This window comes from Sporosarcina koreensis, assembly GCF_042655825.1.
GTDB classification, from domain to species: Bacteria; Bacillota; Bacilli; order Bacillales_A; family Planococcaceae; genus Sporosarcina; species Sporosarcina koreensis.
Genome location: NZ_JBHSNP010000010.1, coordinates 252430 through 279003, shown reverse-complemented (window position 1 = coordinate 279003; position 26574 = coordinate 252430). Strand labels below are relative to the sequence as shown.

Annotated in this window: 25 protein-coding genes and 4 riboswitches; of the genes, 5 read left to right on the top strand and 20 right to left on the bottom strand. The window is 47.0% G+C overall.

All coding sequences use genetic code 11. From position 1 onward, the window contains the following. Positions 1-438: 438 nt before the first annotated feature. The 10 genes from ACFPTP_RS06580 to ACFPTP_RS06535 all read right to left on the bottom strand — a co-directional run bounded on the left by ACFPTP_RS06580 (position 439) and on the right by ACFPTP_RS06535 (position 12731). On the bottom strand, positions 439-1773 hold the full coding sequence (locus ACFPTP_RS06580) for an NCS2 family permease (RefSeq protein WP_381443110.1): 1335 nt from the start codon (positions 1771-1773) through the stop codon (positions 439-441). 147 nt (positions 1774-1920) lie between these two features. Then, a riboswitch (purine riboswitch) is annotated at positions 1921-2022 on the bottom strand. Further along, positions 2020-3555 carry a glutamine-hydrolyzing GMP synthase gene (gene guaA, locus ACFPTP_RS06575; RefSeq protein WP_381443108.1) on the bottom strand — a complete coding sequence of 512 codons (1536 nt, stop codon included), beginning with the start codon at positions 3553-3555 and terminating at the stop codon, positions 2020-2022. It overlaps the preceding riboswitch by 3 nt. Before the next feature lie 108 nt (positions 3556-3663). Further along, a riboswitch (purine riboswitch) is annotated at positions 3664-3765 on the bottom strand. Positions 3766-3796: 31 nt separating this feature from the next. Continuing rightward, on the bottom strand, positions 3797-5986 hold the full coding sequence (locus tag ACFPTP_RS06570; protein WP_381443107.1) for a transglutaminase TgpA family protein: 2190 nt from the start codon (positions 5984-5986) through the stop codon (positions 3797-3799). Beyond that, on the bottom strand, positions 5986-7191 hold the full coding sequence (locus ACFPTP_RS06565; RefSeq protein WP_381443106.1) for a DUF58 domain-containing protein: 1206 nt from the start codon (positions 7189-7191) through the stop codon (positions 5986-5988). Before ACFPTP_RS06565 ends, ACFPTP_RS06570 begins: the two co-directional genes overlap by 1 nt. Then, on the bottom strand, positions 7188-8138 hold the full coding sequence (locus tag ACFPTP_RS06560) for an AAA family ATPase (protein ID WP_381443104.1): 951 nt from the start codon (positions 8136-8138) through the stop codon (positions 7188-7190). Before ACFPTP_RS06560 ends, ACFPTP_RS06565 begins: the two co-directional genes overlap by 4 nt. A 191-nt stretch (positions 8139-8329) precedes the next feature. Then, positions 8330-9154: an ammonia-dependent NAD(+) synthetase gene (gene nadE / locus ACFPTP_RS06555; protein WP_381443103.1), complete on the bottom strand. Its 825-nt coding sequence runs from the start codon at positions 9152-9154 to the stop codon at positions 8330-8332. 13 nt (positions 9155-9167) lie between these two features. Next, positions 9168-10637 carry a nicotinate phosphoribosyltransferase gene (locus ACFPTP_RS06550; protein WP_381443101.1) on the bottom strand — a complete coding sequence of 490 codons (1470 nt, stop codon included), beginning with the start codon at positions 10635-10637 and terminating at the stop codon, positions 9168-9170. A 91-nt stretch (positions 10638-10728) separates the two neighbouring features. Next, on the bottom strand, positions 10729-12066 hold the full coding sequence (locus ACFPTP_RS06545; RefSeq protein ID WP_381443099.1) for an MATE family efflux transporter: 1338 nt from the start codon (positions 12064-12066) through the stop codon (positions 10729-10731). A gap of 13 nt (positions 12067-12079) precedes the next feature. After that, positions 12080-12394 carry a DMT family transporter gene (locus tag ACFPTP_RS06540; protein ID WP_381443098.1) on the bottom strand — a complete coding sequence of 105 codons (315 nt, stop codon included), beginning with the start codon at positions 12392-12394 and terminating at the stop codon, positions 12080-12082. A 1-nt stretch (position 12395) separates the two neighbouring features. Then, a complete protein-coding gene (locus ACFPTP_RS06535; protein WP_381443097.1) occupies positions 12396-12731 on the bottom strand; it encodes a DMT family transporter in 336 nt (111 codons plus the stop codon). Between the two features lie 137 nt (positions 12732-12868). Next, positions 12869-12976: riboswitch (SAM riboswitch) on the top strand. A 79-nt stretch (positions 12977-13055) separates the two neighbouring features. Between ACFPTP_RS06535 and ACFPTP_RS06530 the strand changes: the two genes are divergently transcribed. Further along, positions 13056-14186 (top strand): methionine biosynthesis PLP-dependent protein, encoded by a 1131-nt coding sequence (locus tag ACFPTP_RS06530; RefSeq protein WP_381443096.1) that lies wholly within the window; start codon positions 13056-13058, stop codon positions 14184-14186. A gap of 21 nt (positions 14187-14207) precedes the next feature. Continuing rightward, the gene (locus ACFPTP_RS06525) at positions 14208-14957 is read left to right on the top strand and encodes a cyclase family protein (RefSeq protein ID WP_381443094.1); all 750 of its coding nucleotides are present in this window, start codon (positions 14208-14210) and stop codon (positions 14955-14957) included. A gap of 55 nt (positions 14958-15012) precedes the next feature. Here the strand turns inward: ACFPTP_RS06525 and ACFPTP_RS06520 are convergent, their stop codons facing one another. The 3 genes from ACFPTP_RS06520 to ACFPTP_RS06510 all read right to left on the bottom strand — a co-directional run bounded on the left by ACFPTP_RS06520 (position 15013) and on the right by ACFPTP_RS06510 (position 16085). After that, entirely contained in the window at positions 15013-15579 is a 567-nt protein-coding gene (locus tag ACFPTP_RS06520; RefSeq protein WP_381443093.1) for an NADPH-dependent FMN reductase, read from the bottom strand. Between the two features lie 190 nt (positions 15580-15769). Beyond that, entirely contained in the window at positions 15770-15925 is a 156-nt protein-coding gene (locus ACFPTP_RS06515; protein WP_381443091.1) for a hypothetical protein, read from the bottom strand. A gap of 37 nt (positions 15926-15962) precedes the next feature. After that, on the bottom strand, positions 15963-16085 hold the full coding sequence (locus ACFPTP_RS06510) for a hypothetical protein (protein ID WP_381443090.1): 123 nt from the start codon (positions 16083-16085) through the stop codon (positions 15963-15965). 529 nt (positions 16086-16614) lie between these two features. Here ACFPTP_RS06510 and ACFPTP_RS06505 point away from each other — a divergent pair. Further along, on the top strand, positions 16615-17439 hold the full coding sequence (locus ACFPTP_RS06505; protein WP_381443124.1) for a squalene/phytoene synthase family protein: 825 nt from the start codon (positions 16615-16617) through the stop codon (positions 17437-17439). 98 nt (positions 17440-17537) lie between these two features. Here ACFPTP_RS06505 and ACFPTP_RS06500 read toward each other — a convergent pair whose 3' ends face one another. The 4 genes from ACFPTP_RS06500 to ACFPTP_RS06485 form a co-directional block, all read right to left on the bottom strand. After that, complete coding sequence (locus ACFPTP_RS06500) at positions 17538-18482, bottom strand: anti-sigma factor domain-containing protein (protein ID WP_381443088.1); 945 nt, start codon at positions 18480-18482, stop codon at positions 17538-17540. Then, positions 18479-19231, bottom strand: a complete 753-nt coding sequence (gene sigI, locus ACFPTP_RS06495) for an RNA polymerase sigma-I factor (protein WP_381443087.1) — start codon at positions 19229-19231, stop codon at positions 18479-18481. The genes ACFPTP_RS06500 and sigI overlap by 4 nt, the downstream gene beginning before the upstream one ends. Positions 19232-19315: 84 nt before the next feature. Continuing rightward, positions 19316-20065, bottom strand: a complete 750-nt coding sequence (locus tag ACFPTP_RS06490; RefSeq protein WP_381443085.1) for a hypothetical protein — start codon at positions 20063-20065, stop codon at positions 19316-19318. Positions 20066-20209: 144 nt separating this feature from the next. Then, positions 20210-21496: an MFS transporter gene (locus tag ACFPTP_RS06485; protein WP_381443084.1), complete on the bottom strand. Its 1287-nt coding sequence runs from the start codon at positions 21494-21496 to the stop codon at positions 20210-20212. Positions 21497-21625: 129 nt separating this feature from the next. Between ACFPTP_RS06485 and ACFPTP_RS06480 the strand changes: the two genes are divergently transcribed. Then, positions 21626-21841, top strand: coding sequence for a small, acid-soluble spore protein tlp (locus ACFPTP_RS06480; RefSeq protein ID WP_381443083.1), 216 nt, complete (start codon positions 21626-21628; stop codon positions 21839-21841). 45 nt (positions 21842-21886) lie between these two features. Here the strand turns inward: ACFPTP_RS06480 and ACFPTP_RS06475 are convergent, their stop codons facing one another. Both ACFPTP_RS06475 and ACFPTP_RS06470 read right to left on the bottom strand, forming a co-directional pair. Further along, the gene (locus ACFPTP_RS06475) at positions 21887-23443 is read right to left on the bottom strand and encodes an ABC-F family ATP-binding cassette domain-containing protein (protein WP_381443082.1); all 1557 of its coding nucleotides are present in this window, start codon (positions 23441-23443) and stop codon (positions 21887-21889) included. 139 nt (positions 23444-23582) lie between these two features. Next, on the bottom strand, positions 23583-24098 hold the full coding sequence (locus tag ACFPTP_RS06470; protein WP_381443080.1) for a hypothetical protein: 516 nt from the start codon (positions 24096-24098) through the stop codon (positions 23583-23585). Between the two features lie 112 nt (positions 24099-24210). Beyond that, positions 24211-24310, top strand: a riboswitch (purine riboswitch). 34 nt (positions 24311-24344) lie between these two features. Here ACFPTP_RS06470 and ACFPTP_RS06465 point away from each other — a divergent pair. Further along, entirely contained in the window at positions 24345-25526 is a 1182-nt protein-coding gene (locus tag ACFPTP_RS06465) for an MFS transporter (RefSeq protein ID WP_381443079.1), read from the top strand. Positions 25527-25573: 47 nt separating this feature from the next. Here ACFPTP_RS06465 and ACFPTP_RS06460 read toward each other — a convergent pair whose 3' ends face one another. Then, positions 25574-26554 (bottom strand): ABC transporter substrate-binding protein, encoded by a 981-nt coding sequence (locus ACFPTP_RS06460; RefSeq protein ID WP_381443078.1) that lies wholly within the window; start codon positions 26552-26554, stop codon positions 25574-25576. Between the last annotated feature and the right edge of the window lie 20 nt (positions 26555-26574).

Sequence of the window (26574 nt, the reverse complement as noted above, 5' to 3'; positions counted from 1 at the left end):
CCTGAGCCAGGATCAAACTCTCCATAATAGAGAAATTCGAATAGCTCGAGTTTCTTGCTGGCATCATTTAAGATGTCAATTTTGAATCCGAAGATTCGTTTGTTCTTTTCACCGACGGGGTCGGCTCCAGAACTTTATTTGTTGACGTTTTGCTGTTCAGTTTTCAAGGTTCATGTCTTACGCTGTCGGTTTATGTCGTTCTCCCGACTGCTTTACTACTATATCAAATGATATTTAAAGTGTCAACAGTTTTACCGGATAATTTTTTCGTTCTTTGTTTTCTCCATAGAGAAGCCCATCGCATCAATGCTGCCAGCAGTTTCATTTACAATGTTCATTTCACCAGCGGATCTTTTTCTTATTCAATTAATAGTATACATATAAAAATGAACGGCCCTATTATAAGGGCCGCTCAAAGTCTTTCTATTATCACTTACTTCATTTAATAAAGATGAAATAAAGAATAAAGATAATAAACATCGCATACATGATCGGATGGATTTCTTTACGTCTGCCACTTAACAGCATAGTGATTGGGTAGAAGATGAAGCCGATGGCGATACCCGTTGCGATGCTGTAGGACAATGGCATGAAGATAATGACGAAAAATGCAGGAATCGCAATTTCAAATTTAGTCCATTCAATATTTCCAAGAGCCGATACCATGAGAACACCGACAATAATTAGAGCTGGCGCTGTCACTGCTGGTGTAATGATGAATAATAATGGCGAGAAGAACAAAGCCAAGAGGAAAAGCACTCCGGTTACAATGGAAGCAAATCCTGTTCGTGCACCTGCAGCGACACCCGCAGATGACTCAACATAAGATGTTGTCGTTGATGTGCCGAAAACCGCTCCGGTTACTGTAGCCATTGAATCTGCAAGCAACGCTCTTCCTGCACGCGGAAGTTTGTCTTCTTTCATTAATCCTGCTTGAGTCGCAACTGCAACAAGCGTTCCTGCTGTATCGAAGAAGTCGACAAATAAGAACGTGATGACAATGACAAGGAATTGGGTTGTCATCAAAGACATCGGATCATGGAAAATCACATCAAAAGCAGCTCCGAAAGTCGGGGAAACATCCGGAACCTTGTCGACGATTTTTGTTGGCACTTCAATAAGTTTAACAATCATACCTACAATGGTAGTCAAAATCATTCCATAGAAGATGGCGCCATTGACTTTCCTCACCATCATGATCACCGTAACGACTAATCCGAAAATGGCAAGCAACGTAGGGCCCGCGGATAAATCCCCGAGCGCAACAAGTGTATTCGGATCTCCTACAATGATGTCGGCGTTTTGAAGTCCAAGGAAAGTGATGAATAAACCGATCCCCGCTCCAACGGCGTACTTCAATTGAGCAGGAATTGCATTAATGATCATTTCGCGTAATCCAGATAAGGAAAGGATGATGAAAATAAGTCCAGAAAATAGAACCCCAGTCAATCCTACTTGCCATGGAATTCCGTATGTTAATACAACTGTAAAGGCAAAGAATGCGTTCAATCCCATTCCCGGTGCAAGTCCGATCGGGTATTTTGCAATCAGTCCCATAAATAGGGAGCCGACTGCTGCAGCAAGTGCTGTCGCGACAAAAACGGCGCCTTTATCCATACGCAGTGCTTCAGGCAGGTCGGGAACAGCTTCAAGTGAAAGCATGATCGGGTTGACCGCCAAAATATATGCCATCGCTAGGAAAGTCGTAAGACCGCCGATGATTTCCCTACGGTAATTCGTTCCAAGTTTATCAAACTCAAAGTATTTCTTCATGATAACCGTCCTTTTATGTAATTTTAGTATGAATCGCAAGTCCAGTGTCTACAGGCCGGAAATCCAATTTGATAATCAAAAACAAAAAAAGGAAGTATACGATAGTTACACGTATACTTCCCCATGACAACCAAATTAAAACGAGTTCCGCTTTAATTCAATCATCGTAGTCAGAACATTTACGGCGTTCCGGTAGAAACTTTTGGGCCATATCCCCAAAGATATACGATGCAGTTATTCAATTTGTTATTCCCACTCGATTGTGCCTGGTGGTTTAGCGGTAATATCGTAAACGACGCGGTTCACTTGGTCAACTTCTGATGTGATGCGTGTGCTGATCGTTTCAAGCACGTCCCAAGGGATGCGCGCCCAATCCGCCGTCATGCCGTCCACCGAATGGACAGCGCGAATGCCGATTGCATGGTCGTACGAGCGTTTCTCATTTCTCTTCCCGACGCTACGGATGTCCGGCAGGATTGCGAAGTATTGCCAAATTTCCCGATCGAGTCCCGCTTTCGCGATTTCGTCACGCAGGATCCAGTCAGCTTCACGGACGATTTCAAGCTTCTCTTCCGTAATTTCCCCAAGCACCCGAACGCCAAGGCCCGGTCCAGGGAATGGCTGACGATGCACGATGTCTGCAGGCAAACCAAGCTCTGCCCCTACTGCCCGTACTTCGTCTTTGAACAATGCCTTCAACGGCTCGATCAATTCGAACTCCATATCCTCAGGCAGTCCGCCGACGTTATGGTGGGACTTGATCACTTCATCCGTCGCCGTTCCACTTTCGATGATGTCTGCGTAGATTGTACCTTGCGCGAGGAAGTCGATTCCTTCGAGCTTTGCGGATTCCTCATCGAAGACGTAAATGAATTCATTGCCGATTACTTTCCGCTTTTCTTCCGGATCCGTGACGCCTTTCAGCTTGTCCAAGAATCGCTTGCGAGCATCGACTTTAATGAAGTTCATATGGAATTTATTGCTGAATGTGTCGACGACGCTTTCCACTTCGCCTTTACGAAGAAGGCCGTGGTCGACGAAAATGCAAGTGAGCTGGTCACCGATTGCACGGTGGATCAATGTCGCAACGACGGATGAATCGACGCCGCCGCTCAGTGCGCAAAGGACTTTTCGATCGCCGACTTGCGAACGGATCTTCTCGACTTCGATGTCGATGAATCTTTCCATCGTCCAGCTTTTCTGTGCGCCGCAAACTGCAAATACGAATTGGCTCAGAATTTCTTTGCCTTCAACGGTTTGTGGGGCTTCCGGATGGAAAAGGATGCCGTAAAGGTGTTTTTCTTCATTCGCAAAAGCGACCGATCCGCCATCCGGGCCTGTCGCGATCGCTGAAAAGCCTGATGGCAACTCAGATACCGCATTCCCTTTGCCCATTAAGACGGAATGTTTTGCCGCAAGTCCGGAAAACAGCTTTGAAGCAGGGGTGAAGTTAACTTCCTGAACTTCCTCATCTTTCGCCACTTCCGTTTTCCCGCCGAATTGCTTGGCGATCAGTTCTGCACCTGAGGAAATTCCGAGTACTGGGATGCCAAGATCGAAGATGCCTGCATCGATTCCGAAATCGACTTCCTTCGATCCGCCGGAAAGGATGACTCCGACTGCCTGCATGTTCTTGATTTCCTCCGCTGTAACCGTATGCGGATGCAATTCACTGTAAACCCCCAACTGACGGATTGTGCGTGTGATCAGTTGGTTATATGCATTACCATAATTCAGTACTACAATCTTTTCCTGTTCGATCAATAAAGGAGCCGTCGACAATTGATCCACCTCTTTCAATTAGTTTCCGTTGCCTCTAATCAGGAAAGACGCGTCAGAAAGTCTACTTTCCACGCGTCTCAACGTTCCACTGCAGGCAGAAACAGACATATAGAGCTGTCCTGCCTTCATAGACAAGCCATTCACGGTGGCCTGGTAGAAACGTCCGAACCATATTATCGGATTTATATGAGGGCATATCGGTTGTTCTTTTTTTCAATCTTACGCCTCAGACATTCAAAAATCAACAGGAAGACCTATTGATTAAATCTTCCCATATTTCCTGCAAACCTACCCAATCGTCATGACTTGTATATCCGCCATACAAGCCGCGTTCGTACGCCTCGGTGAGCATCCCCATCCGGTGTCCGCCGAAGTGGCGATCGACCGTTTTCGCATATTCGGATAACGTCATGCTGTCCGTCCGTTTAAATCCGAACCGGTCCAGCTGTTTCAATAGGCTCTTATATTGCTTCGTATATATATCCCAGTCCGCTTTCCTTTTCCGGTACGTGTTGATGAGCAGTTTAGGGATCCATTTCCCTCGGTGCTTATACACATTCCATGCAATGAATAAAATGAGCCCAATCCCGACAACTCCGACCCATGCATTTTCCTGCAGGAATTTATCCATCTTTTTAAAAAAGGCGATAAAGCTGTTATCTTCATCCTTCTTAACTGGGGTTTCTGTACGGTCGACATCCGGTCTCTCGCGTTCTTGCATCTCGGGCGCTTCCGGATCGCTCATATCAAATTCGAGGTCATATTCGATGCCCGTCATATTCGAAAATCCGATCGTCGGCTCGAAAGGCATCCATCCGAATCCCGGAATATAAGCTTCCACCCAGGAATGCGCTTCATTGTTCGTCACTTTATATTCCATCTTGCCCCTTGAGTTCGCCTTCCCTTCGCCCGGCGCGAAACCTTTCACCCAGCGTGCGGGTATATCGGAAGCACGCAGCATGACGACCATGGACGTTGAAAAGTTATCGCAATAGCCGCGTTTTGTATCGAAGAGGAATTGATCGACATAATCTTCATTCCCTTTCGGCACCGCAACGTTCTGCTGATCATACATGAATCCGTTCCTCGCGAAATAGCGTTCGATCGACTTCGCCTTTTCGTAAACGCTCTCCTCTTTCCCGGTAATCGTGAGTGCCAATTCACGGACACGGTCCGGCAATTGCCCTGGCAGCTGCAAGAATTCGGAGAAATCCTCGTTTTCGAGCGCGTAGTCTTCCATCGACGTTTCACGAAGCGCCTTCAAGCTGTAATTTTTCTCGATCAGGTCGATGCTGAATGATTCCAGATCCGTCTCTTCTCCATCCTTCATCGCCCAAAACTGGCCGGTTTCCTCCTGATTTTTCAGTAAAACGTCTGTCCTTGCATGGATTTTGGATGTTCCATACGGATAGACTAGATAAGGCAATGGCTCTTTGATCGCAATTTCAGCATGCAGCACATCGTCGCTTTCTAAATACTCACTATCCTCTACCAACGTAGAACCCGGGATATAAGTGACCGGAGGGTTTTCAACTACTTGCTGTTCCCATCCTTTTGACGTATACGTGTTTTTCGTTTCGATTTTCCAATATTGCTTCTTGGGAACTGTTGCTCTGAAAACGACTGTTCCATCTTGGGAGAACGCGCCTCCGAGCCTTGTATCATCCGTATCATATCCGCTTTTCGCAACGGAGCTGCCGCTTCCAATCCCTTCCCCATGTACTATGGACTTCAAGAAAGGAATAGGGTCTGCCCAGACAGGACCCCGATCAGGCATGAAGCTCGCGAATGCACTGCTGCAAACGACCGCGAATAATAAAGGGAGTGAAAAAGCGGCGAACATTCCCGTCCCCATTTTCCGTCCATGCCTGTCGGAAATTCTGGAAATCGTCAACAGTCCGATTAATAAAAGCCCCGATACCATGATTCTGAAAATCGCGCCTTCCGCCGAATAGGAGCTGAATGTATCTAAAACGGCGATAAAGACAACCGTCATGGCGTAGAAAAGGAGAATGCTTTTCCGGACCTCGATCCAATGGCGGATCAAGTAGATCGTCATCCATAACAGGACAAAGAAAAGAACCGTCCGAAACGGGTTCGTAATGACCTCCCAATTCCAAGCCGCGATAATGCCGAAATTCGACAGTAGATCATTGATTAACAAAGAAACGGTTTCTCTCGAAAGAATGGCAGTTTGGAAAAATACGTAATGAAGCGACCAAAAAAGATAAATGATCTTCAACGGAATGGAGAGCCACCATCTCATCCTCAGCAATCCGAAAAGGAAGGAAATTGCGACGAAATAAAGAAAGACACTTATATATTCCGTATCAGTCAATTCAATGACGGGCAACAGCCATTCCCAGAGCAGGATGAAGGCAAGCGCATACATGAGGATAAGGAAACGTATATCCGTCCTTCCTTTAGTCATTAGCTGGCCACCTCCTTAAAGGCTTGCGAGAATTGCTTTCTGCTTAATGCATGAATGATAATCCCTTTTGCTTTTGCATACCTGATTTGCTCCTGAAGCTGCAGTGGCATAGCACTTTCCCCATCAACAAGCACGAAACAGATGACCGATTTCGTGTTATTCACGAGGGCCATCATCGATTGGATGAATGTCCAATCGGGTTCTGCCGTCACGAGGACGACGCTGCCTGAAACCATTGGAAATGTGGACGATGACGGTTGCACTTCTTCTGCCCTGACCGGCCTTATTTTAGCCAAATGAACAAATACATCATGCAGCTGGTCCGCTGAATGGATGAATGGAAAAGCGACCGTCTCCGCCCCTGCAGAAACGAAAGCCATATTCGCCTGATGGTTTGTAGCTTCCTCGACAATGGAAGCCGCAAGTTCAACCTTCTCTTCGAACAGCTCCGCTTCCCTGCCGTCAAGCAGAACGATAATATCCTCCGATTGCCGATCTTCGAATTCCTTCGTCATCAAGTTTTGTGTACGGGCGAATGACTTCCAATGGATCCACGTAACCCGGTCTCCGGATTGGTAGTCCCGTACGCCTGTCGCCATCGTCGTATCTTTGACGAGCGAAAACGGTGACATGAGGGATCCGCGATCATATTGGGCATTGATCGGTACATATTTGATGGAAGTCGTATTCGGATAAACAAGAATAGCATCCTTCAACTCTAGAATTACGCGTTTTTGGATCCATCCGAAAAAATCGGAAACTTCCATTTCGACGCCTTCCACAATATGCTCCCCTCTCGGAAGCTTATCGATTTCATATGAAAATTCCACAGTTTTTTTGAAGCCGAATAGGAAAATATGCTTCGTACGATCTTTCGCGCTTTTGGCCATCGCAGGATCCGCCCATTTTTCAATCGCGACGGTATAGAGCAGTGGGAATGGGACTGTTCGCGTAAGCCTCACCGTAACGGCAAGTTTCCCACCGCTCTCGATTGTTTTCGTCCGGATGATGCGCTCGGCTTTTATATTATTCATCGGATAGGCAAATAGAGCGATTGAATACAAGAGGAAGGGCGTCAGCATATAAAAGATCGTCCAACTTACTTTGCCGCCTTGGAACATCGCGAAGACATAGACGGAAAAGAAAAGGCCGACGATGAAAACGAAGCGGCCTGTCACCGAAAGCAATTCTTTCCCTTTTCTCATTTCAATCCGACCCGATCGATCGGCACACTCACTCGTGTGAGGATCCGTTCGACGATTTCATTCGCGGTGATCCCTTCGTACTTCGCTTCCGAACGGAGGATCATCCGATGGCCGAACACGAATGGAGCCAAGTACTTCACGTCATCCGGCTTCACGAATGTCCGGCCTTTAATTAGCGCATACGCCTGGCATGATTTCATGAGCGCAAGCGATCCACGCGGGCTGACGCCGAGATAGACGTGCGGATTTTTGCGCGTTTCCGATGCACAATCGACGATATACGTTTTGATCGTATGATCGACATTCACTTCTTTCACCGCTTCTTGCAGCTCCGCCAATTCCTGGATCGTGAGGACGGTTTCGAGATGATCGATCGGCACCGATTTTTCAGCGCGCGATAGCACTTCGATCTCTTCGCCGCGATTTGGATAGCCCATCTTCAGCTTGAAAAGGAACCGGTCCAATTGTGCTTCCGGCAACGGATACGTCCCTTCGTATTCAATCGGGTTCTGCGTCGCCATGACGAAAAACGGCTGCGGGATCCGGATCGTCTCCCCATCCACCGTCACGGATGATTCCTCCATGCTTTCGAGTAAGGCGGCTTGCGTCTTCGGGGATGTCCGGTTGATTTCATCCGCCAGGACGATGTTTCCGACAATCGGTCCCGGTCTGAATTCGAATTCCATTTCCCGCGGATTGTAAATCGAGACGCCCAGGACGTCAGATGGCAATAAATCCGGGGTGAACTGGATACGTTTGAAGGAGGCGCCAATTGACTTAGCGAGCGCTTTCACCATCATTGTTTTCCCGACGCCAGGAACGTCCTCAAGCAGGACATGTCCGCCCGCTAGCAAGGCAGTCAGGCTCAGCTCCGCAATATCCCGTTTGCCGATCATCACCTTCTCTATATTCCCAAGAACTTTGTCGATAACTTGTGCATATGACATTCTTTTTCCTCCCATTCCAGCTTCTCTTTATAACATGCCCAATATTTTACAATAACATGTCCGAAAATTTACAAAATGTAACTTCATAATAACTTATAAATCGACTTTCTACAACAACATGAAAAATTCGTATGACTAGTTATCACATAAAAAAACCCGCCACCGAATTTAATTCGATAGCGAGTTCATATTCATTTCCAAAAATCGTCGAAGATCGTGATCGGCATATGACGCTTATGCGCCGATCTCGTATAATGCTTTTCAATCGTTTCAAGCGCCTTGTCCGAAACTTGCTTCCCTTCCAGGAAGTCATCGATTTCGTCATACGTGACGCCAAGCGCAACTTCGTCGGGCAGCGCAGGTTTATCATCCTCGAGATCTGCTGTCGGCACCTTTTCGTACAAATGTACCGGGGATCCAAGCTCTTTCATGAGCTGGCGGCCTTGCCTTTTATTCAACCGATAGATCGGCATGAGGTCGGCTGCGCCATCGCCGAATTTCGTATAGAAGCCGGTCAACGCCTCCGCCGCGTGGTCGGTCCCGAGAACGACACAGCTATGCATTGCAGCGATGGCGTATTGGACTTTCATCCGTTCCCTCGCCTTTTCATTTCCTTTCGTGTAATCGGAAATGACGATGCCCGCCTTTGCCAACGCCTTTTCGCTCGCATCGACCGCGCCTTTGATGTCGACGGTATAGAGCAGGGATGGCTTGATGAAATCAAGGGCGTCCTGCGCATCGCCTTCATCGAATTGCTTCCCGTATGGAAGTCTGACGGCGATAAATTTATATCGGTCCGTCCCGTTCTCTTCATTCAGCTCATCGACCGCCATCTGCGCAAGCCTTCCGACAAGCGATGAATCCTGTCCGCCCGATATGCCGAGGACGAAGCCGTTGACGAATGTATTTTTCACTGCATATTCCTTCATGAAATCAATCGATTTACGGATTTCCTCCTGCGGGTCAATGGACGGCATGCTTTTCAGCTCTGCAATGACCTGTTGTTGGAAAGTCATTTTCCGTACCTCCTCATCTCATTGAAAACTCATCCACTTTGTCCTGCACTTCACGGATATTGCGCATTTTATTGTCCCAACATTTCTGGCTCAAGTCGACCGGATATTCTTCCGGATTCAAGGACCGTTTATATTCATCCCATAATAAATCCAAATTGTCATGCGCGAATTCCCGCATTTCATTCAATGTAGGATTTTTGTAAATCACGTTTCCGGCTTCGACCACTTTCGTATGCAAGTTCACGGCATCGAAATTCGTGACGAATTTGGAGATGAATGTATGCACAGGGTGGAACATTTTAATCCGTTTTTCGGCTGCTGGGTCTTCGTCATGCATCGTGATGTAATCGCCTTCCGCCTTACCATTTTCCCTGTCGATGATCCGATAGAGCTTCTTCTGGCCTGGCGTCGTCACTTTCTCGACGTTGGATGAAATTTTGATCGTATCTTCCATTTCGCCTTTTTCATTTTCAATCGCGACGATTTTATAGACAGCGCCGAGAGCCGGCTGATCGTACGCAGTGATCAGCTTCGTGCCGATTCCCCATGAATCGACCTTCGCGCCTTGCGCTTTCAAGTTCAAAATCGTGTACTCGTCCAAATCATTCGAAACGACGATTTTCGCATCGTGGAATCCAGCCGCGTCCAGCATTTTCCGCGCTTCCTTCGAAAGGAATGCGATGTCGCCGCTGTCGAGGCGGATGCCGATGAAATTGATTTTATCGCCGAGCTCTTTCGCAACTTGAATCGCCGTAGGAACCCCAATTTTTAGCGTATTGTACGTATCGACTAAGAATACGCAGTCCTTATGACGTTTTGCGTACGAATGGAATGCTTCGTATTCGCTCCGATACGCTTGCACGAGTGAATGGGCATGCGTCCCCGCTACCGGAATGCCGAAGCGTTTGCCTGCCCGGACATTGCTCGTCGCTTCCACGCCTCCGATGACCGCCGCACGCGCCCCCCAAACTGCCGCATCCATTTCATGCGCGCGTCTGCTGCCGAACTCCATGACGACTTCATCTTTGACGACTTGCTTGATGCGGCTCGCCTTTGTCGCGATGAGCGTCTGGAAGTTGACGATATTCAGGAGCGCCGTTTCGATGAGCTGGGCTTCTGCCAATGTAGATTCCACACGGAGGATCGGTTCGTTTGCAAATACAAGTTCCCCTTCCTTCATTGAATAAACATCGCCCGTGAAACGGACGTCTTTCAAATAGTCGAGGAAATCTTCCTCATAGCCGAGCTCCTCACGTAAATAGGTCAGGTCGCTCTCACTGAAATGGAAATCCCTCAAGTAATCGAGGATCCGCTCAAGCCCCGCAAAAATCGCGTAGCCATTCCCGAACGGCAAGCTTCTGAAGTACAGCTCAAATACCGCTTTCCGTTTATGGATGCCATCCGCCCAATAGGATTCCATCATGTTGATTTGATAAAGATCTGTATGTAATGCCAAACTGTCATCTGCATATTTCGAACTCATGCCAAATCTCCTTCTTCCGCATTCTTCTGATAGTTATAGTATACACTATTTACCCTTATTTCGACGTGAAATAACATAAGCATCCATTGCTTCATTTCCCGAAAACCTCGGCTTGCTTCCACTTACCGAACCGGTAATAGAGGAAAGCGATGATGCTGCTAATGACAAAACTGACGCCGATCCCGACGGCAATCCCCTTCTCTCCCATTACGCCTGACAGGAAGTATGTGACAGGATAGCGCAAGATCCAAAACGAGATGATATTGAGGACAAGCACTTGGAACATTGCTCCCGACGCACGGACAGCCCCGTTCAATACGAAATTGATGCCTAGAAAAGGATAGAAAAATGCAATCATCTTCAAATAGTCCGTTCCGAAACGGACGGCTTCCGCGTCTGATATGAATAGCCGAATGCCGGCACCCGCAAAAGCGACGACAATCCCGGCAATGGCGAACATGATGCCTAGATTATAGAGAAAGCCGACCAGCGTAATCCGGTGGACGCGATGCCATTTCCCCGCCCCGATATTTTGCCCCGCCATACTGTTCACTGCCGTTCCGATCGCCTGCGCCGGCAACATGATCAGGCTATCAAGCCGTTGCGCAGCTCCATATCCTGCAACAACCGCAGGACCGAAAGAAGCGACGACACTCATAATTGCCATGACGCCCGCCGAAATGACACTCATTTGCAAACCCGCAGGAATGCCCAATTTCAAAATATCAAGCACTTCCCGTTTCGACGGCGAATGCGGTTTCGAAAACGGCACCAATTTCTTACGGACTGAATAAATGGCGCCTGTCGTAAATGCAACGCCTTGGGAGACGATTGTCGCAACCGCAGCCCCTTGCACGCCCCAGCCGAAGACGGCAATGAAAATCGGATCAAGCACCGTGTTTAATAGGACAGCCGTCAATACGAAATAGATCGGCGTCTTCGAATCGCCGACAGACCGGAACACCGTGTTGATGAAATTGTATCCGAACAGGAACAGGATACCGAAAAAGTTCACACGCAAATAAGATGTCGCCATGTCAATCATCGTATCAGGCGTCCCAAGCAATGCCAAGATCGGCTTCGCCAAGAAGAATCCCGCTACGCTGAGCACAACGGACATGATTGTCAGCAAAACGACGAACGCGTTCAAATAATTGCGCAAGCCCGTCTCGCTTCCCCTTCCCTTTTGCTGGGACAGGATTGTGAGCGCCGCGTTGTTCAACCCGATGACGAATGAAAGGATTGTGAAAACAACCGTGCCCGAAATCGCGACCGCACCAAGTGCATCGGCGCCGATAAGATTCCCGACCCATAGGCTGTCGATGAATTGATACGACACTTGCAATAAATTCGTCAAAATAATCGGAGCCGAATAGAAGATCAGCTGCTTCGCAAGCGGCCCTTCCGTAAAATCATATTGCTTCCCCATGGCGCTCCCCCCTTTATCCAAACACTTTCAAGCCGACCGCCCCTCCGATGATCAAACAGAGGAATAACATCCGTTTCCAACCGGCCGCTTCCTTGAAAAACAGAATGCCCATGAGAACTGCGCCTGCCGCACCGAGTCCGGTCCAAATAGCATATGCCGTCCCCATCGGAATATCGCGCATTGCGAGAGACAGAAATAGAAAACCGACCGAAAACGTTCCGACAATCAGCAACAGGCGTGGCCATGATCTTTTCTGCAAATAAAGATTGATGGCCATGACGCCGAAAATCTCCCCGAAACTCGCGATGACCAAATACATCCACGCCATCTCAATCGCCTCCTTCCAGCGTTTCTGATTCCACCGTCGTCATTTTGATCCCGATGACGCCGATGATGATAATCGCGATGAAGATCACCTTGGCGATGGAAAACTCGGCATGGAAAAACAGAAAATCGATGAGGACGATCGCCGCCGCTCCGGAACCGGTGAACACGGCGTATACCGTCCCGGATGGCAATGTCTCGCAAGCTTTTATAATTGCATAGAAACTGATAATAATTGCAACGACTGTCCCTGCCCATTCGAGTGCCGAATCGGAATACCGAAGTCCGATCACCCAGAAGATCTCGACGATCGCTGCTAATAAAACATATAGCCAAGCCAATGGAAATCCTCCTCATCATTCAACATGCCCCCATTATAGCAAATGGTCCCGGACATTCATTTCCGAAACTTCTTGCAATCTCACAGGAAGCATGATAACTTTAGATAAATCATTTTTCTAACAATTACATATTTTGATTCTTATCACGAGAGACGGAGGGATTGGCCCGATGAAGTCTCAGCAACCAGCCCGCTATTGGTATGGTGCTAATTCCAAAAGGTGCAAAAACGCCTTGAAGATAAGAAGATTGATTTCAACAACAGTTGGAGGCCCTCTTCTTATTGGAGAGGCCTCTTTTTTAATAGAGTAAAGGAGATGGGCAAATTGACAAAGCAGAGCATTAACACGAAATTGGTACAACTAGGAAATCAGAGCGATCCGAGAACAGGGGCGGTCAATCCTCCCCTTCATTTCTCGACAGCCTATAAGCATGACGGATTGGGCCTTTCCACAGGCTACGACTATATTCGGACAAAAAACCCGACCCGGACGATCCTCGAAGAAGGCATCGCCAATCTCGAAAACGGCGACCGCGGATATGCGTGTAGCTCGGGCATGGCGGCGATCCAACTCGTCATGTCCCTATTCAGATCGGGAGATGAACTGATTGCTCCCGATGACCTTTACGGCGGTACGTTCCGCTTGTTTGACCAATACGCTGACCTGTATAACATCCGGACTTCATATTCGTCTTTTGCGGATATCAAGGAAACGGAAAAATTGATCACTGAAAACACGAAAGCGATTTTTATCGAAACACCGACGAACCCACTTATGCTTGAAATCGATATCGAACAATATGTTGAGCTTGCGAGAAAGCACGACTTACTCGTCATCGTCGACAATACGTTTTTGACGCCGTATTACCAACGACCGATCGAGCTCGGGGCGGATATCGTCATCCATAGCGCGACGAAATACATCGGCGGCCATAATGATGTGCTTGCCGGACTCGTCGTCGCAAAAGGAGAAGAGTTGTGCAACCGTCTAGGCGAAAACCATAATGCGATCGGCGCAACGCTTTCCCCCTTTGATTCCTGGCTCGTCATCCGCGGGTTGAAAACATTGCATGTGCGGATGAAACAGCACGACGCCAATGCGAAGGAGCTTGTCTCCTATTTGGAAAATGAACCGCTTGTCGATGACGTCCTTTATGCAGGAAAAGGCGGCATGATCTCGTTCAGAGTGCGTGAAAGCGAATGGGTCGATCCGCTGTTGCAAAACCTGAAGCTCATCACGTTCGCGGAAAGTCTAGGGGGCGTGGAAAGTTTGATCACGTATCCGACGACGCAAACCCATGCGGACATTCCCGAGGAAGAGCGTGAACGGCGCGGTGTCGATAGACGACTGTTGCGCTTCTCGGTCGGATTGGAAGAGGCTGCGGATTTAATTGCCGATTTGAAGCAGGCCATTGCCACCGCTGCAGAGACGACGGCTGTTGGGCAAAATTTATAATAAGGAAAGAGAGTGATTAAGATGCCAGTTGAAACGGCAAATGAACTACAGGCAGCACTTCAATTGTTAAAAAGCAAGGAATGGGTGGATTTGACGCATACATTCGGCCCTGACTCGCCCCATTTTTTCATGTTTGACGACGCCAATTTCGAGACGCTTTTCACGCATGATGATGGCTTCTTTGCACAGAAGTTTTCATTCCCAGGGCAGTATGGCACGCATATCGATGCACCCATCCACTTCGTCCGCGACTCACGGTATTTGGATGAGCTAGAGCTGCAGGAGCTAGTCCTCCCGCTAATCGTCATCGATAAATCGAAAGAAGCCGAAGCCGACAATGATTTCACTTTCGGCATCCAGGACATCCTGGATTTCGAAGCGGATCACGGTAAAATCGAAGAAGGAACATTCGTTGCATTGCGCACCGATTGGAGTAAGCGTTGGCCTGATCACGAGGCGTTTAACAATAAAGACGAGGGAGGAAACAACCGAATTCCCGGCTGGGGATTGGACGCATTGAAATTCCTTTTCGAAGAGCGGGGTGTAAAAGCAGTCGGCCATGAAACATACGACACCGATTCGTCCATTGACTTCCGCAGGAAAGGAAAGTTGGAAGGAGAATATTATGTCTTAGACCAAGACACGTATCAGATTGAATTGATGGCTAATCTGGATAAGCTGCCTGCTAAAGGAGCCATCATTTTCAATATTGTTGCAAAACCGGAAAAAGCATCAGGCTTTCCGGTAAGATCATTTGCCATCATTCCATAAAAAGTATAAAGCAAAAGAAGGCCGCCTCGGTGAACGAGGCGGCCTTCTTTTATTATTATTTTATTTCAGCTAAAGCTTTTCTTTGCGAATAAAACGCGATGAAGTTTTTTACGACCTTATCAAGGAAGTCGATAGTCGCTTGGTCTGTCAGTTGGCCATTTTCATCCATCTTCTCATGGACTGACCCGATGTATACTTCATTGTTCGGCAACAATGCAGGGGAAAGCATCGGATTTGTCAGGATTTCACGTAGATGCATCTGCGCGCGTACGCTTCCCAACACGCCCATTGAAGAACCGATCATGAATGCAGGCTTGTCTTTGATTGCGAAGTTGCTTCGTGATAGCCAGTCAACTGCATTTTTCAATACGCCCGGAATGGAGAAATTGTATTCAGGGACTGCAAATAGAATTGCGTCTGAATCCCTCACATTATCCAAGAAATCCTTGACGTCTTCAGGCTGATTGCTCTCCCGTTCAACGGAAAACATATCGACATTATTAATGAAAACAGGCGTGATCTCAAGCTTGTCCGCATATTTTTTCCGTAAGTACTCAACCAATTTCAAGTTGAATGAAGTCGGGCTATTACTACCTATAATCGCTTTTACCTTGATTGTCATTATGTTGTACTCCTTTTTAGTTTCGATTTATACTAGCATCCCCTCAGTACTGAAACGTATGAATTCCAGTGTTAAGCTAGCGGCTTTTTTCTTGACGATTCACATTATCTCACATTCAAGATACTTTTTAAAAAAATATGCTCAAATGAAAAGAACGCTCCCCTATTTATTTTGGGGAACGTTCTTTTGATTAGTTGGAGAAGCTGAAGAAAATTGTCCAGAAAGGAACGCCTTTCCGCTCTTTCCGTCTACGCTTGAGCGCTTTTTGCTCCAAGCGGAATTGTTCGATTTCCTGACGCATATCGTCCATTTGTCGTTGAATAACTTCTCTATCAATTGTATACATATATATTCTCCTCTTGGAGAGGAACCTGAAAACGAGATTACAATCGGCATTCACCTAGTGTGCCGCCATACCCATCGATCCATTTTGGAGATTCCCACTCCATCAATTTTTTAGTATTTTTTCGTTCATTTTGTTCATGTCCTACGCTTTGAATAATCATTCTGCTTTTCCTCCTTTATTTTATAGTTGAATCAATTCTCTTGCGGACCGAGCACTATCCACTTTCCAGAGACTCCACCTTCAATACTTTCCGTTGCTGTCTTACATTAATCATCGAAAACACTCCTTTTCATTATTTTTTATGTTACACGCGAAGCGTGAAAACACCGAATTTTCTTTCGTAAGAAGACGCAAAAAAGCACACGCCTTTTGCATAAGCGTGTGCTCATATAAAAGAACGGCAATCCATGCCATTCCTCGGTCTACAATTAGAAAGAGAGATTGGATAGGCACGGATCAAGTATGAAGTTGTTGTTAAATGCAATTGCTTTTTTCATTTTCCGTACCTCCTCTATTGTTAGAATAACTTACTTCCTGAGGATACCATTTCCAATTATTCATTGTCAATAGGTAATTTGAAAAAGTTTCTCTTTTTTTATTAATTCCACAACGATAGGGTTGGCAACTGCATCATGGAATAGTGTATGATATTCAATAAGAACTGCTTCAAGAACTGAAGGAGGACCCCCATTATGAACGAAGCGAAATTGCAAAAAGAAGCGATGCACGTTTTGAAGCTGACGAGCAGAACCTTCTATATACCGATTAAACTACTGAACCCTACGTTGCGGAAAACGGTTGGCTCCGCTTATTTATGCATGCGTGCGATAGATGAAATAGAAGATCATGAGGAATTGCACCCGGAAAGCAAGCAGCATTTATTGCAGGCAACGAGCAAGCTGCTGCAAAACGACTTTTTTGACGTCGCCGCGTATCGGGCGCTTGTGAAGCCATATGAAAATCTTTTGCCTGAAGTGACATTGCGCCTTGGCGATTGGCTCGCTGTATGTCCTGCAGGCATCGTCGCCAAAGTGAAAGAGTCGACGAGCATCATGGCGGACGGCATGGCAAAGTGGGTCGGCAAGAATTTCGTCATCCGTACGAAAGAGGATTTAGACGACTATACATACTATGTCGCGGGTCTCGTTGGTGTGATGCTGTCCGATATTTGGGAACAGTTCGACGGCACAAAGACGGATCGTGACTTGGCGATCGGGTATGGCCGCGGACTGCAGGCAGTCAACATGCTGCGCAATCAGGACGAGGATGCGGAGCGCGGCGTCCGTTTCCTGCCTGACGGTTGGGACAGGCAAGATCTGTTCGAGTATGCAGAGTTGAATTTGAAAAAGGCTGATGCGTATATCGAGTCGATTTCGAATCGAAACATTTTGACGTTCTGCAAAATCCCACTTGCGCTAGCAAAGCGGACGATCGGCTCATTGCATGGCGGCCAGGAGAAGATGAACCGTGCGGAAGTCGAATCGACGGTGGATGCGATATTGAAGGAAGTTTAAGCGGTTGTTGCCCACTTTTGGGCGCGGAACGGCTCGCTTTGGGCGCTTGCCCAGTTAGAAACTAAAAAAAGAGAGGCTGCTACATTTTTGTAGCAGCCTCATTTGTTATTATGCGGATTATGTTTCTTTTCTTTGGAAGGATGTTCTTTTTGTTTTCCCGGCGGACCTTGATTATGCTTGTTGTTCGATGAAGAATGAGGCGGTGGCCCTTTTTTGTCTGCATGAGGCGGCACCTTCTCACTTCTTTTCTCGTTCTGCTTCTTGTCCTTTTTCTCTGCTGGTGGATCTTGCTTTTTCATTTGTCCCGGGGGAACGATTTCCTTCTTCGGCTTTGGCAATGCCTCTTTTTGCTTTTGTTCCGGTTTTTCTTCGGACGGATTCTCCTCACTAACCGGCTTCTTTTCATTCCTGGTCGATTTGAATTGATGAATCGACATTTTTTTCTTGTTCGCCAATTTTCTTTCTGCTGGCGTGCTTTCAACCATATCCAAGTTCAATTCTTCATGTTTCACACGGACTTCCTGCACAGCATCCCCAATCATATGACGCGTGTCCTTCTCGCTTTCACGTGTCGGGTAGATTGTCGTAATCATAACTTCTTTGTCAGGATCGGATAACCCAAGGACGGCTTTGTCCAGAACATCTTGCAAACGGTGACCTTCCCATCCGTTCAGAACGTCAGGCTCATTCGGGGGTTCATTCAAATAACGCATGGAAATGACATTCCCTTTCCGGTTCACGCCAAACTCCATCGCTGTTCCAGCATCCAATTGGACATACGCCATCACTTTTTCATTCAAAGGACCCAATGACGACACAAAGAAAAACAGAAGAGCCGCTGCGACCAGGACAGCCGCGACGAACCGTGGCTTCGCCTTTCTTCCCGTAATCAAAGACGGGGCAACGAGCGTGAATTCAGCCTCTTCCCCAATTTCAGGCGGATTCCCGACTGGAACTCCGCGTAGAAATTCACCTTTCTCCGTCAGGAACACCATATATTTACTTTTCTTTTCGCAAACAACGCCTCTATATGTCCGCATCATATGAGTTCCCCTTTGACGTATTCCTTGATATATGTAAAATCGTTGTTCAGCAGCAGTGTAACCGCAATGATATATTTCCGATGCCTCTCAATTGTTTTTCTTGAAACTTCGACGATATCTTCCAACTGCTTCATTGGCAGTCTTTTATTCTCCATAAGATGCATCGTAAACTCCGGAGTCTCCGCGATGATTTGTGCGATTTGAAAAGCAGTCTTTCGGGAGTCTGCATGTTTCGGCGATACTGCGGCAAGCTCATTGAATGACAGGCCAAATCCTTGCAGCAATTTGCTATATTCTACTAGCTCTTCCCGACGTTCCTTCGCCTGCTGTTCTTCCGAATACGTGAAGATCGATGATTCATCGAAAGCGTAATTACGGTCATTTTCACCATCATCATCATCTATGGATAAAAGGATGTTCGCATTCCTCACAGCTTCTTTTCGTATATGATCGATCAGCCGCCTCTTCATGATCAAATGCGCAAATGTCTGCAACGACGCATTTTCTTCCGGCTTGTATTTCAAAACCGCTTCATGGAATCCGACCATTGCCACACTGAATTCCTCGTCGCTGTCGTCAATGAATCGATCGCACACGAAAGAAGCCGTTTTTTTCATGAACGGAGTAAATGCGATGAGAAGATCGTTCATGACCTTCTCATCGCCTGTCTTCGCCTTCCATACAAGCTCATTCAATGCTGTATCAGACTTTTTCTTGTTGAAAATCCCTTGTATGATGGACAAAAGCATTGACAACCCTCCGTTTCCATCAATTCCGATTGCTATGATTCTACTGGGAGCAATGGAAAATGGAAAGCAGTAAACTCTGGTAAATTAGTTTTTCTTCTCTTTTTTATCTTTCTTTTGCTGTTCTTTAGCAGCTTTGCTTTCTTCTTTTGCAGCTTTACGCTCTTCCTTCAATGCTTCGCGTTCCGCTTTTTGAGCAGCTTTCAAAGCATCCTTTTGCTCTTTGTGTTTCGCATTCAATTCAGCTTGCGGGTTTTTCTCTTTTACTTTTGCAGGCTTCTCTTCTTTTACTGGTGCTTTATCTTTCACCGGTTCTTCAACTTTAGCTGGTTCTTCAACTTTAGGCGTTTCTTCAGTTACCGGCGCTTCTTCCTTAACTTCCACTTTAGGAGTTTCCACTACAGGCTGTTTACTTTCCCATTTGGCAATGGAGCGTTCCATATTACGTTTAATGGCCGCTTTTGCAGTTGGATTTCCTGCTTGCTCATACGCCTTTGCTAGGGCAGCAAGATTTCCTGCTGTATAGCCTTCTGGAATTTCAGGAAGTACATCTTTATCGGATTCCTGCTTACCTTCTTCTTTCACAGGATCTGTTGTTCCATCCGTTTCATCTGATTGCGTCGTCTCGGTTTCTAGAACAGTGACATCGGTCGTCTCGTCGATTGGCACTTCCCTGACCGGGATTACCTCTTTCTCCTCAACTGTGTTTTTGTTGAGTTCGCTAAGGTCGATAATTTCCGTAACCTTTCCTCCGTCAGCTAGTGCATAGCCTGTCCCACTAATTGTCAATCCTGCGATAAGCAATGCCGCTCCTGTTTTTCTCCACTTTTTTTGCATATCCATCACCTCATCTTAGTTGTTGTCCTCGTTCGGACATACTAGTTATTCGAAAGCGATTGTCATTTTGAGGGGGTCGACAGAAAAAAAGATGGCAGGCTACCGAAACGATTCATAAATCGTCCGACTACCTGCCATCTAATTTCACGAAACCCCGAAGACTTCCCGGCTTCTGCTTTTGACACGAACCCAAATAATTAACGGAATAAGAAGCAGTGATAAATAAGTGCCGACAAAGCCTAAGATGGCGTAGCTTGAATAGGCAACGATGATGCCCGAAAGCAAGCTGCCTGCCGTTCCGGAAAGCGCCACCCATACATCAACTGATCCTTGCGTCTTTGCACGGGTTTTCATATCCGTCGAATCGATGATGAGCGCGGTTCCGCTAATCAATCCAAAATTCCATCCGAGTCCGAGCAATATAAGCGCAAATGCAAGCCAGAAGAAGGATTCTCCTGGGTCAAAGGCCGCTAGCAATCCTGCAATGGAAAGTGTGACTCCTGATGCGACGACCATGAAAGTGCGTCCTAATTTATCAACCAATATTCCTGTTCCGAGCGACGGTAAATACATTGCGGCAATATGAAAACCGATCACCATTCCAACGGCCGATAAACCGCTTCCATGATTTTGCATATGGACCGGCGTCATCGTCATGACGGCGACCATGACGAAATGGGACAAGATGAGCACAGCTGCACCGGCTAACACACCTATTCGATTCACTTTCTGTTGCAATAGACTCCCTGCATCTGTCGTCTTTTGCTGAACATTTTTCGCTAACTCAACAGAAATTGCTTTTGCTACTAGAAACGGATCCGGTCGTAAAAAAATCAGGAACGTCAAACCTGCGAATAAATAAGCGACTGCCGCCAAAATGAAAGGACCTGCTAAAGCGGGGATTCCGAGGACAAGCGCAACTTCGCCCATCGGTGTCACCAAATTCGGTCCTGCAACAGCACCTAAAGTCGTCGACACCATTGCGATACTGATCGCTGTCGCACGCTGCTTTTCATTCGCCAAATCCGTCCCAGCATATCGCGCTTGAAGGTTTGTCGCTGTTCCCGCTCCATAAATGAATAATGAAATGAATAATAGAAACACATTGTCCAATGTTGCAGCAAGTATAACGCCAATTGCCCCAATTCCACCGGCAATGAAGCCGAGCGACAAGCCATATCGGCGACCGAACCGCTGGGAAATCCGGCCGACCAAGAAAGCGGCAAGCGCAGATCCAAGCGTGAATAAAGCTGCAGGGACTCCCGCAAAGCTAGCAGTTCCTAGCATCTCCTTTGCGATAAGCGCTCCGACTGTTATGCCGGCTGCAAGTCCAGCACCGCCAAAAATCTGAGACATGACGACAACAAATAACGAACGCTTATACAGTTTCCGTTGCATTTCCGGCGAATGAACAACTTGCTCCAATTCCATTAACGTTTCCCCCATTCTGCATACCATTAAGGGTATTATAAATGACAGTTTTCTAGTTCGCGAGATTACGAGCTAATACATACTTATTCGCCATCCGGAAAGACTATTTCTAAAGAAGGAGGTTTGACCATGCCTAGACCATTACCGAATGATTCTGCAGATAATGTCGACCGTTTGAAAAAGACGATCAGCAATATGGAAGCGGCAAACGAAGCGGCGAAAACGGCGGAAGGCGCAGAACTCGCTTCCATCAAGGAAAGTAATGATCGCCGCAAAGAAGCGATTGAAGGATTGAAAGAGGAAATCCATCAGGAAAACAAGTCACGGATCAACGGCTACATTTAAAAAACACCCGGACGATGCAAACATCGTCTGGGTGCCTTCAACTGATTAAAATACTTTTGTAGTCCAGTTTTCACCATTCCATACATCTGTCACGACGCCTTCATAAAAATCAGGCTCGTGGGAAATGAGCAACACGCTTCCCTTGTATTCCTTCAATGCGCGCTTCAGCTCGGCTTTCGCATCGACGTCAAGGTGGTTCGTCGGCTCATCGAGTACGAGCAAATTCGTTTCACGGTTGATAAGCTTGCAGAGGCGTACTTTTGCCCGTTCTCCCCCGCTCAGCACTTTCACTTTGCTCTCGATATGCTTCGTCGTCAAACCGCATCGCGCCAACGCGGCACGCACTTCATACTGCGTGAAATGGGGGAATTCATCCCATACCTCTTCCAAGCAAGTGCGGTTCGATTCCGTCTTCATCTCCTGCTCGAAATAGCCGATTTCAAGATGGTCGCCTAGCTCAACAGACCCCGCAAGTGACGGAATTTCTCCAAGGATGCTCCGCAAAAGCGTTGTCTTCCCGATTCCGTTCGCACCGGACAGTGCAATCTTCTGCCCGCGCTCCATCGTCAAATCGAGCTCCCTTGATAGCGGTTCATCATACCCGATGACGAGACCATTCGTTTGGAATAAATAACGGCCTGGCGTACGGGCGAGCTTGAAATCGAATTGAGGCTTCGGCTTTTCTGCATCGAGTTCAATGATGTCCATCTTATCCAGCTTCTTCTGGCGGGACATCGCCATCCGGCTGGTTGCGGCATTCGCTTTATTGCGCGCAACAAAGTCCTTCAAATTGGCGATTTCCTTCTGCTGCTTTTTAAAAGCTGCCTCTAATTGCTGCTTCTTCATTTCATGGACACGCAAAAACTCATCGTAATCGCCAGGATATCGCGTAATTTGCTGGTTTTCCATATGGTAGATTAAGTTAATGACGCTATTCAAGAATGGGATATCATGCGAAATGAGGATGAACGCATTATCGTAGTTCTGCAGATAATTGCGCAGCCATTCGATATGCTCAACATCCAAATAGTTCGTCGGCTCGTCGAGAAGGAGGATGTCCGGCTTCTCTAGGAGCAATTTACCAAGCAACACTTTCGTCCGCTGACCGCCGCTTAGATCATGGACGTCGCGTTCCAGCCCGAATTCATCCAAACCAAGTCCGTTCGCCACTTCATCGACTTTCGAATCAATGATGTAAAAGTCTTTGTTCGTCAGCTCGTCCTGCATCTGGCCCGTTTCTTCAAGCAGCTTCTCGAGCTCATCCGCATCGACTTCGCCCATTTTCGCGAACAAGGCATTCATCTCAGCTTCGAGATCATACAAATATTGAAACGCCGTCCGCAGCACATCACGGATGCTCATCCCTTGCTGCAGCACGACATGCTGATCCAAATAACCGACGCGCACCCGCTTCGCCCATGCGACGGTTCCCGCATCGGGCTCCAGCTTCCGGGTGATGATGTTCATGAACGTCGATTTCCCTTCCCCGTTCGCACCGATCAGCCCGATATGCTCGCCTTGCAATAAACGGAACGACACATCGTCGAAGATCGCCCGATCCCCGAATCCATGACTTAAATTACTTACTGTCAATAAACTCATATATTGTACACCTATTCCTTCGTTAAAATTAATTCCAAACACGCATAAATCGCAAAATCGACTCATAAACGCTCACAAATGCGCATAACCCATATGTCCTTCATTATATAGCGATTCCCCGAATCGGAATAGAGTTTTTTCAGATTGTCTGCAGCACACGCAATGCGTCAAGAACACTATGAAGAAAATCCGGTATTTCCCGCATATTCTCCTCATTGATTTTGGTCCGAAATTTCACTTCAATATTGTTCAAATAACCGAACTCATCATCGCCGTATATGAAACTCATCGTTTGAATGACGAGCACTTCATTTTCCCAAATGTCACTCAGTACTTCTTCAATGCGCGGACATTGCGTAGCTGCTTCCCGGACATGCTTTTGAAAGCGCAATGTCAATGAACAACCTGGATTTCCGCCCGGCGTTTCCAGTATTTCATCCGCCAAATCACGTAATGTTGCTTCCAACATGATTTCTGCAGAAACATCCTCTAGATCATAAAGCGTAAATTGAACAGCGAACTTCCTGGCAAGGACGGCAAAGTCCATAAGGTCCGATCGGTCGATGATCCTTATTTCACGCTCAATCGTATCGAGATCATACACCTGGTTTTCAAATGCGACTTTTAAGTTCTCAAAGACTGTCGGATCGTACAAGTGAATTCCCCCAAATTTGTTATGTCACTATCCACAATGTAACCATATTCATTCCAAAAAGGAAATTTTTCTTGATATTTTTTTCGAATCATGTTAGATTTGTGAATGGAAAATTTCATAACGACAACATATATGTATAACCTCAATAATATGGTTTGAGGGTCTCTACCAGGAACCGTTAACTCCTGATTACAAAGGAACTTACTTTGTAGTCGGGGGTTTTTATTTTTAAAAGGAGGATTTCTTATGGATTTACGAGTTTTCATTCTTGCGATATCCACGATTACAGTCGGACTCGTTGAATTGATCGTCGGCGGCATTTTGCCGATTATCGCTGATGATTTGAACGTTTCCATCGGGACAGCGGGGCAGCTCATATCGGTCTATGCGCTTGTATTCGCCATTGCTGGTCCGGTTTTATTATCATTGACCGCTAAAATCGAAAGGAAAAAGCTTTATTTGGTTACAATGGCGATCTTTTTCGCCGGCAATATTATGACCTTTTTCAGTCCCACTTTCACATTTGTCATGATTGCCCGTGTCATCACCGCGACGAGCGCGGCGCTCCTCATCGTCCTTTCCTTGACGATTGCTGCGAAGATCGTCGAAGCGCCAAAGCGTGCGAAGGCAATCAGTTATATTGTAATGGGGATCAGCTCTTCCCTCGTGTTAGGCGTGCCACTTGGCATTCTCATTACAAATGCATTCGGTTGGCGCAGCGTCTTTTTAGGAATTGCGATTCTGTCGGTCTGCTCGTTCATTTTCGTCTCCATCTTCCTTGGGAAGATTCCGATGAGCGAAGTTCAGCCCCTTTCCGAGCAAATCAAATCACTGGCGAATAAAAAAATCGTCTTTGCCCACTTGGCGACGATGTTCATGCTGGCAGGCCATTATATGGTTTACGCCTACCTGACACCCTTCTTGGAAACAAATTTGAACTTGAACCAATACTGGATCAGTATCTGCTATTTCCTATTCGGGATCGCGGCGGTAGCTGGCGGGGCATTCGGAGGGAATCTTGCCGGTTGGGTCGGATCGAAGAAAAGCATTCTCATTATTATCGGTTCTTTCGCTTTGGTTCTATTCCTGCTGCCCTATTCGACATTTTCATTTCCGTTCTTCATTGTCATCATGATGATTTGGGGCGCATTAAGTTGGGCACTTGCACCTCCGCAGCAGGATTATATTATTCAAACTGATCCCGTTTCGTCTGATATCCATCAAAGCCTCAACAATTCCGCTTTGCAAGTCGGGATTGCGTTGGGCTCGGGAATCGGCGCGGTCGTGCTGGGCCATACCGAGTCGGTCACAAGCACGGCGACTGTCGGCGGCGGCGTTGTCGTCATCGCGTTCATATGCGCTGTCGTTTCGATATCGATGGCAACCGGCAAGGCAAGACGCACGCGGGAAGCCCAAGCCGATTATTGAATAAAGTAAAGGGACCTCACCAACATCATGGTGAGTCCCTTTTTTCATTACTCTTTCAAATAAGAAAGATCGATCATTCCCTTAATATCGCTGCTCGGTACATAGCCCGCTTCCTTGCTGATGTCCGCCATTTCCTGAATGACTTTTTCATTTACCTGGGTCGTAACCTCAAGCTTTGCGAATGCGGCAGCTGTTTCTTCTTTGTTTATTTCCTTCCCTGTCAACTCTTTAATATGCTGGATGACGAGGTCTTGGGCTTCTTCCGGATTTTGTCGGATGAACTCGACCGCCCGTTTGTGCGCTTTCAAATAAGCTTTGGCAAACTCTTTATTTTTCAAGAACTCGTCGCTTGCTGCAACGACCGTGTTCGTGGATTCTTTGCCCCATGCAAATTCATCCCAATCAAGGATCAGCTTGCCGTTCGCCTGCGTTTCGAGGATATTTCCCCACGGCTCTTGTGTCGCCGCGGCATCGACAGAGTTTTGGACGAATAATGTTGCGGTATCAGCAGGTGCAGCGGCGAATAATTCGACCGTGCCGCCATTCGAGGTCGTTTCAAGATTTACTTCTTTCAACGCTTTGCGAAGCATGACGTCCTGCGTACTTCCGATAACCGGGATGGCAACTTTTTTGCCGTCGAGATCGGCAAGCTTCGAAACGCCGCCACCTTCACTCGCAACAAGCACAGCTCCCCCGTTCACCGCACCAGAGATCAAACGGAATGTCGGGTTTTTCACGTAGAAGTTCAGCAATGGGCCTGGTCCGACTGTACCAACGTCAATCGATTTCGTCGTCATCGCTTCCATGAAAAGGCCGCCGTTGCTAACTGTTTTCGTTTCAATTTTTACATCGTCCCCGAATTCCTCTGCGAAATAGCCGTTTTCAAGGGCGACAATCGTAGCAATATGCGTCAAGTTCGGGAAGTACCCGATTTTCACCGTTTTGCTGCCGGACGCGGAAGAGCCGCAAGCGGATAGGATTCCCGCTACTAAAACTGTTAACAACGCCATGATCAATGACTTTTTCATTGCCGATTTCTCCTTTGTAT

Excerpts from the sequence above, each read along its gene's own strand:
- ACFPTP_RS06510 (WP_381443090.1), bottom strand. The coding sequence starts at position 16,085 with ATGATTATTCAAAGCGTAGGACATGAACAAAATGAACGAAAAAATACT.
- ACFPTP_RS06465 (WP_381443079.1), top strand. The coding sequence starts at position 24,345 with ATGGATTTACGAGTTTTCATTCTTGCGATATCCACGATTACAGTCGGA.
- ACFPTP_RS06460 (WP_381443078.1), bottom strand. The coding sequence starts at position 26,554 with ATGAAAAAGTCATTGATCATGGCGTTGTTAACAGTTTTAGTAGCGGGA.
- ACFPTP_RS06560 (WP_381443104.1), bottom strand. The coding sequence starts at position 8,138 with ATGTCATATGCACAAGTTATCGACAAAGTTCTTGGGAATATAGAGAAG.
- ACFPTP_RS06525 (WP_381443094.1), top strand. The coding sequence starts at position 14,208 with ATGCCAGTTGAAACGGCAAATGAACTACAGGCAGCACTTCAATTGTTA.
- ACFPTP_RS06490 (WP_381443085.1), bottom strand. The coding sequence starts at position 20,065 with ATGCAAAAAAAGTGGAGAAAAACAGGAGCGGCATTGCTTATCGCAGGA.
- ACFPTP_RS06475 (WP_381443082.1), bottom strand. The coding sequence starts at position 23,443 with ATGAGTTTATTGACAGTAAGTAATTTAAGTCATGGATTCGGGGATCGG.
- ACFPTP_RS06485 (WP_381443084.1), bottom strand. The coding sequence starts at position 21,496 with ATGGAATTGGAGCAAGTTGTTCATTCGCCGGAAATGCAACGGAAACTG.
- ACFPTP_RS06550 (WP_381443101.1), bottom strand. The coding sequence starts at position 10,637 with ATGAGTTCGAAATATGCAGATGACAGTTTGGCATTACATACAGATCTT.
- ACFPTP_RS06520 (WP_381443093.1), bottom strand. The coding sequence starts at position 15,579 with ATGACAATCAAGGTAAAAGCGATTATAGGTAGTAATAGCCCGACTTCA.
- ACFPTP_RS06480 (WP_381443083.1), top strand. The coding sequence starts at position 21,626 with ATGCCTAGACCATTACCGAATGATTCTGCAGATAATGTCGACCGTTTG.
- ACFPTP_RS06515 (WP_381443091.1), bottom strand. The coding sequence starts at position 15,925 with ATGTATACAATTGATAGAGAAGTTATTCAACGACAAATGGACGATATG.
- sigI (WP_381443087.1), bottom strand. The coding sequence starts at position 19,231 with ATGCTTTTGTCCATCATACAAGGGATTTTCAACAAGAAAAAGTCTGAT.
- ACFPTP_RS06565 (WP_381443106.1), bottom strand. The coding sequence starts at position 7,191 with ATGAGAAAAGGGAAAGAATTGCTTTCGGTGACAGGCCGCTTCGTTTTC.
- nadE (WP_381443103.1), bottom strand. The coding sequence starts at position 9,154 with ATGACTTTCCAACAACAGGTCATTGCAGAGCTGAAAAGCATGCCGTCC.
- ACFPTP_RS06545 (WP_381443099.1), bottom strand. The coding sequence starts at position 12,066 with ATGGGGAAGCAATATGATTTTACGGAAGGGCCGCTTGCGAAGCAGCTG.
- ACFPTP_RS06570 (WP_381443107.1), bottom strand. The coding sequence starts at position 5,986 with ATGACTAAAGGAAGGACGGATATACGTTTCCTTATCCTCATGTATGCG.
- ACFPTP_RS06580 (WP_381443110.1), bottom strand. The coding sequence starts at position 1,773 with ATGAAGAAATACTTTGAGTTTGATAAACTTGGAACGAATTACCGTAGG.
- ACFPTP_RS06540 (WP_381443098.1), bottom strand. The coding sequence starts at position 12,394 with ATGGCGTGGATGTATTTGGTCATCGCGAGTTTCGGGGAGATTTTCGGC.
- ACFPTP_RS06500 (WP_381443088.1), bottom strand. The coding sequence starts at position 18,482 with ATGATGCGGACATATAGAGGCGTTGTTTGCGAAAAGAAAAGTAAATAT.